This window comes from Falsiroseomonas sp. RANM36, assembly GCF_056682175.1.
On the sequence record NZ_JBWXTD010000003.1, the window covers coordinates 423759 to 428615 of the forward strand.

Here is a 4857-nt window from a genome sequence, read left to right on the forward strand (position 1 = left end):
GGGGGCCGCATCTTGCCGTAACCCCCGCAGCGGGGCCCCCCATGCAAATTGCCCCCCCCCGCCCCCGCCCGGCCCCCGGCGCCCGCCGCCCGCCCGGCGCGCGGCGCCGGCCTGCCCTGCTCCATCCCCGAGCTGTTCCTGGCCGGGCGCACCCTGGCCGGCGCCGCCGCGGAGGAGGCCGCTTCCTGGGCCGAGCGGCTGGGCGCGGGGCTGGATGCGGCCGCGCATGGGCACATGGCCGGGCTGCTGCGGCGCGGGCAGGAGGAGGCGCTGCCGCTGATGCGCGCGCTCGGCGCGCTGCCGGATTGAAACCGGCCCGCCACGACCGATGCCCGGGAGGAATCGTCTTCGGAAGCGGAATGTGCTTCACTGCCATGGGGACAACGTCAGCCCAAGGGACGTCACAATGCGCAGGACCCTCGCCATCGCCGCCCTGGTCGGCATCTCGGGACTGCCGCTGCATGTCGCGGCCCAGTCCAATCCGAGTTCGCAGCAGATCATCGAGGCCCTGCGGCCGAGCGGCGACCTGCTCGGCGGGCCGACCCGCGGCATCCGCCCGGTGAACCCGCCGGCCGCCGCGCCGCAGGCGTCGCAGCCCGCCGCCGCATCGGCTGCCACGGCCGCGCCGCGCCCGGCGGCGCCCGCCATGCCGCCGCCGGCCGCCGCACGCACCGCGCCGCCGGCGGCCGCGCCCTCGGTGAACCTCACCGTGAACTTCGCCACCGGTTCGGCCGAGCTGACGCCGCAGGCGATGCGCACGCTGGACGAGCTGGGCCGCGCTCTGTCGAGCCCCGACCTCGCGGGCTTCCGCTTCCGCGTCGAGGGCCACACCGACACGGTCGGCTCCGCCGAGCTGAACCAGACGCTGTCCGAGCGTCGCGCCGCCGCGGTGGTCGCGTATCTGACCTCGCGCTTCGCCATCCCGGCCGCCCGCCTGCAGGCGATCGGCATGGGCGAGACGCAGCCGCTCGTCGCGACCCGCGACCAGGTGCCCGAGCCGCGGAACCGCCGCGTGCAGGTCGTCAACATCGGCGCCTGACGCCGCGCCTGCGGTCGGGCCGGAACCCGTGGCGCTCGGCGAGGATGACACCGTCATCCTGCCGCGCAGGCGCCGCGTGGCGCCCGAACCGCCGGCCGTGCCGCCATCGGCCCCGCCCGCGGCTGGCACGCCGCGCCAGCCGGCCCGGACCTGGCTGCTGGCGCTGATCGCCATGGCGCTGGCCGGTGGCGGCGCCTGGATCTGGCTGCGCCCTGCCCCCGCCCCCATCGTCGTGGCGCCAGCCCCGGTCCAGGAGGCGCCATCGGTGCAGGCTCCGGTGCCGCCGGCAGCGCCAACGGCGGTCGTCGCCGCGCCGCCACCGGCCGCCGAGGCCCCTGCCCCGGCTCCACCCGCCGCCGCGCCACCGGCGGCCCTGCCGCCCCCCGCCGCGCCACCCGCGGCCGTACCGCCCGCCGGCCTCCTGCCGCTGGCGTCGGAGGCCGAGATCCTGGCGAATGCCGCGCCCGAGCTCGTGATCCGGCGCTTCGCCGGGAATCCGCTGGTGCTCGTGCTCGACTTCCCGACCCTCGGCGAGCAGGCGCGGATGCTGAACCGCGTGGCGGCGCTGGTGGAGAAGGCCGGGCTGCCGCGCGACCGGGTGCTGGACGATGCGGCGCTGGATGCCGCGGCGCGGGCCGGCGGCGGCTCGGCCGAGACCTTCTACTACGGCCACAACTACCGCAGCGCCGACCTGGCGCGGTTCTTCGCGCTCGCCGACGCCGCCGGGATCGGGCTGAACGCGGAGGAGGAGCGCCTGCGCGCCCTGCTGCGCGCGCTCGACTGGTTGCGGCCGGACGCCTCGGGCGCGCTGGTCTCGGTGCCGCATGAAGGCGTGGAGCCCTGGCTCGATGCGCGGGCGCGCCGGGCGATGCTGCGCCACGAGCTGTCGCATGGCGAGTTCTTCACCAGCCCGGCCTATGCGTCGCTGGTCTGGCGCTTCTGGCGGGAGATGCTCACGGAGGAGGAGCGGGACCGGTTCCGCACCCTGCTCGGCCACGCTGCCTATGATAGCGGCATCGAGGAGGTCATGGCCAACGAGGCGCATGCCTTCCTGTTCCACACGCCCGACGACCGGTTCTTCGACCCGGCCTCCATCGGCCTGTCGCCCGAACGCATCGCGGCGCTGCGCGCGGCGTTCATGGCCGGCATGCCGGAGGGGTGGCTGCGCGCGGCGATGACGCGCTGAGGGGCCGCACCCCATATGCTGCGCAGCCCGCGAACGGCCGTTGCGGCCCTCCCGCGGCGACGGAGAAAGGCCGATGCAGGAAGCCACGCAGGTCGTCTGCCCGCATTGCGACGCGATCAACCGCGTGCCGACGGCACGGCTGGCCGATGGCCCGCGCTGCGGCTCCTGCCATCGTCGCCTGTTCGAGGCGCGGCCGGTCGCGCTGGACGAACCGCGCTTCCGCCGTCACCTCGCCCATAGCGGCGTGCCGCTGCTGGTGGATTTCTGGGCGAGCTGGTGCGGCCCCTGCCGCGCCATGGCCCCGGAATTCGAAGCCGCCGCACGCGACCTCGAGCCCGGCATGCGCCTGGTGAAGGTGTCCACGGAGGAAGCGCCGGCGCTGGCGCAGGAACTCGGCATCGCCAGCATCCCGACGCTGGCGCTGTTCGGCGGCGGGCGGGAAGTGGCGCGACAGGCCGGCGCACAACCGGCCCGGCGGATCGTCGCCTGGGCGCGCAATGCGGCGCCGACGGTGGCGCGGAGCTGACCGCCAGCGGGGCATCCGCCGCACAAGCCGCGGTCAGCGCGGCGGGGTCGCCGGGGCAGCAGCGGCGCGCTGCGCCTGGCCGCTCAGATCACGGGCAGAAGACGTCCTTGAGGACCTGGATCACCCGTTCCACGCGCGGATCGGCGATTCGGTAATGGATCGTCGTGCCGGTGCGACGCGTCTTCACCAGGCCGTCCTCGCGCAGCTTGGCCAGGTGCTGCGACACCGCGGGCTGCGACAGGCGCACCCGGGCCGCCAGCTTGCCGACATGCGCCTCGCCTTCCGCGATCAGCATGCAAAGCAGCAGCAGGCGCCGCTCGTTGCCGAGCAGGCGCAACAGAGCGGCCGCTTCCGCGGCGCTTTGTTCCATCACCCGGTCCAGGCTGTCAGCCGACGCCTGGGTCGGGTCGAACCCGGAAAGTTCCTCGATCCTGTCCACTTCGGTAACCCAGCTACGCCGCTTGTCGGCATACCTTGTATCCTCAAGCGAATTCAAGCTGAACCATTTTCCCTTAATGTTTTTGGCCGGGAGACCCCTCGCGCGCGCCGGCAAGATCGAGCAGAGGCGGGGTTTCGGCGGGTGTCGCCTTCGGCTCCGCCCTTGCCCGCGGGCGCTTCGCCCGGACCGCCGGCTCGGCCGCCGGTTCCGGCGCGGCCAGCACCGGCGGCTCGGCGAGGGGTTCGACCGGCGGCGCGATCCGGCGCGTCGGGGCCGCGGCCGGCGTCAGGCCATCGAGCGCGGCGGCCAGGTCGTCCACCAGGTCCGCCACATCCTCGAGCCCGACCGACAGGCGGATGGTGCCGTCGGTGATGCCGAGCCTCGACCGCTCCTCCGGCCCGACGCGCAGATGCGTGGTGGTCGCGGGATGCGTCGCCAGCGATTTCGAATCGCCCAGGTTGTTCGACACGTCCACGATGCCGAGCGCGTTCATGAAGCGGAAGGCGGCGTCCTTGCCGCCCTTCACCTCGAAGGTGACCAGGCTGCCGCCGGCCGCCATCTGCGCCTTGGCCAGCGCCTGCTGCGGATGGTCGGCGCGGAAGGGATAGAGCACGCGCGCCACTTCCGCGCGCTCCGCCAGGAAGTCGGCGATCGCGGCGGCGGAGCGGCACATCGCCGGCAGGCGCAGATGCAACGTCTCCAGCCCCTTCAGGATGACCCAGGCATTGAAGGGCGAGAGCGAGGGGCCGGTGTTGCGGATGAAGGGCTGCAGCACCTCGTCCACCCACTTCTTCTTCCCGAGCACCGCGCCGCCCAGCACGCGGCCCTGCCCGTCCATGTGCTTGGTGCAGGAATAGACGACGACATCGGCGCCGAACTGCATCGGCTTCTGCAGCAGCGGCGTGGCGAAGACGTTGTCCACGACCACGATCGCGCCGGCGCCATGCGCCAGGTCGCAGACCGCGGCGAGGTCCACGAGGTCGAGCATCGGGTTCGACGGCGTCTCGAGCAGCACCAGCGCCGCCGGCGTGGCGAGCGCGGCCTTCCACTGCTCGAGGTCGCCGCCATCCACGAATTCGGTGCGGATGCCGTAGCGCGGCAGCAGGGTGGAGACGATCCAGTGGCAGGAGCCGAACAGCGCCCGGCTGGCCACCACGCGGTCCCCGGCCTTGAGGTGCGACAGCATCGAGGCATGCACCGCCGCCATGCCCGTGGCCGTCATGCGGCAGGCCTCGGCGCCTTCGAGCAGCGCGAGCCGCTCCTCCAGCATCGAGACGGTCGGGTTGCCGAAGCGGGAATACTGGTAGTGCTGGACATTGCCGAGGAAGGTCGCCTCGGCCTGCTCGGCGCTGTCATAGACGAAGCCGGAGGTGAGGAACAAAGCCTCGGCCGTCTCGTCGAAGCCCGAGCGCATCTGGCCGCCGCGCACCAGCTGGGTGGCGGGGCGGAGGGGGCGGTCGGGCAGGCGCTTGGCCATCGTGACACCTCGGTCTGCGGCGCGGCCGGCGTGGCCACGCGGCTTGGGTGTCCGGCCCCTGTCGCGGGGCGTGGCGGCGGCATGGGATGCCGTCGCGCCGGCCGGTTAGCGCGCGTGTTTTAGCTGGCTTCCGCCCCCCCCCGGGGCACCCCGGCCCACGCCCCCAGCAGGCCGGACAAATCGCGAGGGC

At 73.9% G+C, this 4857-nt stretch carries 5 protein-coding genes and 1 pseudogene; 4 read left to right on the forward strand and 2 right to left on the reverse strand.

Annotated features, from left to right (window positions below; all coding sequences use genetic code 11):
* Window positions 1–48 precede the first annotated feature (48 nt).
* From AC1MIR_RS06795 to AC1MIR_RS06810, 4 genes are all read left to right on the forward strand, one after another.
* Complete coding sequence (locus AC1MIR_RS06795; protein WP_480027425.1) at window positions 49–309, forward strand: hypothetical protein; 261 nt, start codon at window positions 49–51, stop codon at window positions 307–309.
* Between the two features lie 97 nt (window positions 310–406).
* Complete coding sequence (locus AC1MIR_RS06800; protein ID WP_480027426.1) at window positions 407–1039, forward strand: OmpA family protein; 633 nt, start codon at window positions 407–409, stop codon at window positions 1037–1039.
* A gap of 76 nt (window positions 1040–1115) precedes the next feature.
* Window positions 1116–2225 carry a hypothetical protein gene (locus AC1MIR_RS06805; protein WP_480027427.1) on the forward strand — a complete coding sequence of 370 codons (1110 nt, stop codon included), beginning with the start codon at window positions 1116–1118 and terminating at the stop codon, window positions 2223–2225.
* 73 nt (window positions 2226–2298) lie between these two features.
* Window positions 2299–2751, forward strand: a complete 453-nt coding sequence (locus tag AC1MIR_RS06810; protein WP_480027428.1) for a thioredoxin family protein — start codon at window positions 2299–2301, stop codon at window positions 2749–2751.
* A gap of 88 nt (window positions 2752–2839) precedes the next feature.
* On the opposite strand, the gene AC1MIR_RS06815 is transcribed toward AC1MIR_RS06810, so the two are convergent.
* Window positions 2840–3247 carry an ArsR/SmtB family transcription factor gene (locus tag AC1MIR_RS06815; RefSeq protein WP_480027429.1) on the reverse strand — a complete coding sequence of 136 codons (408 nt, stop codon included), beginning with the start codon at window positions 3245–3247 and terminating at the stop codon, window positions 2840–2842.
* 229 nt (window positions 3248–3476) lie between these two features.
* A pseudogene (gene metZ, locus AC1MIR_RS06820) lies at window positions 3477–4667 on the reverse strand (O-succinylhomoserine sulfhydrylase); the annotation flags it as partial.
* Window positions 4668–4857: the final 190 nt, after the last annotated feature.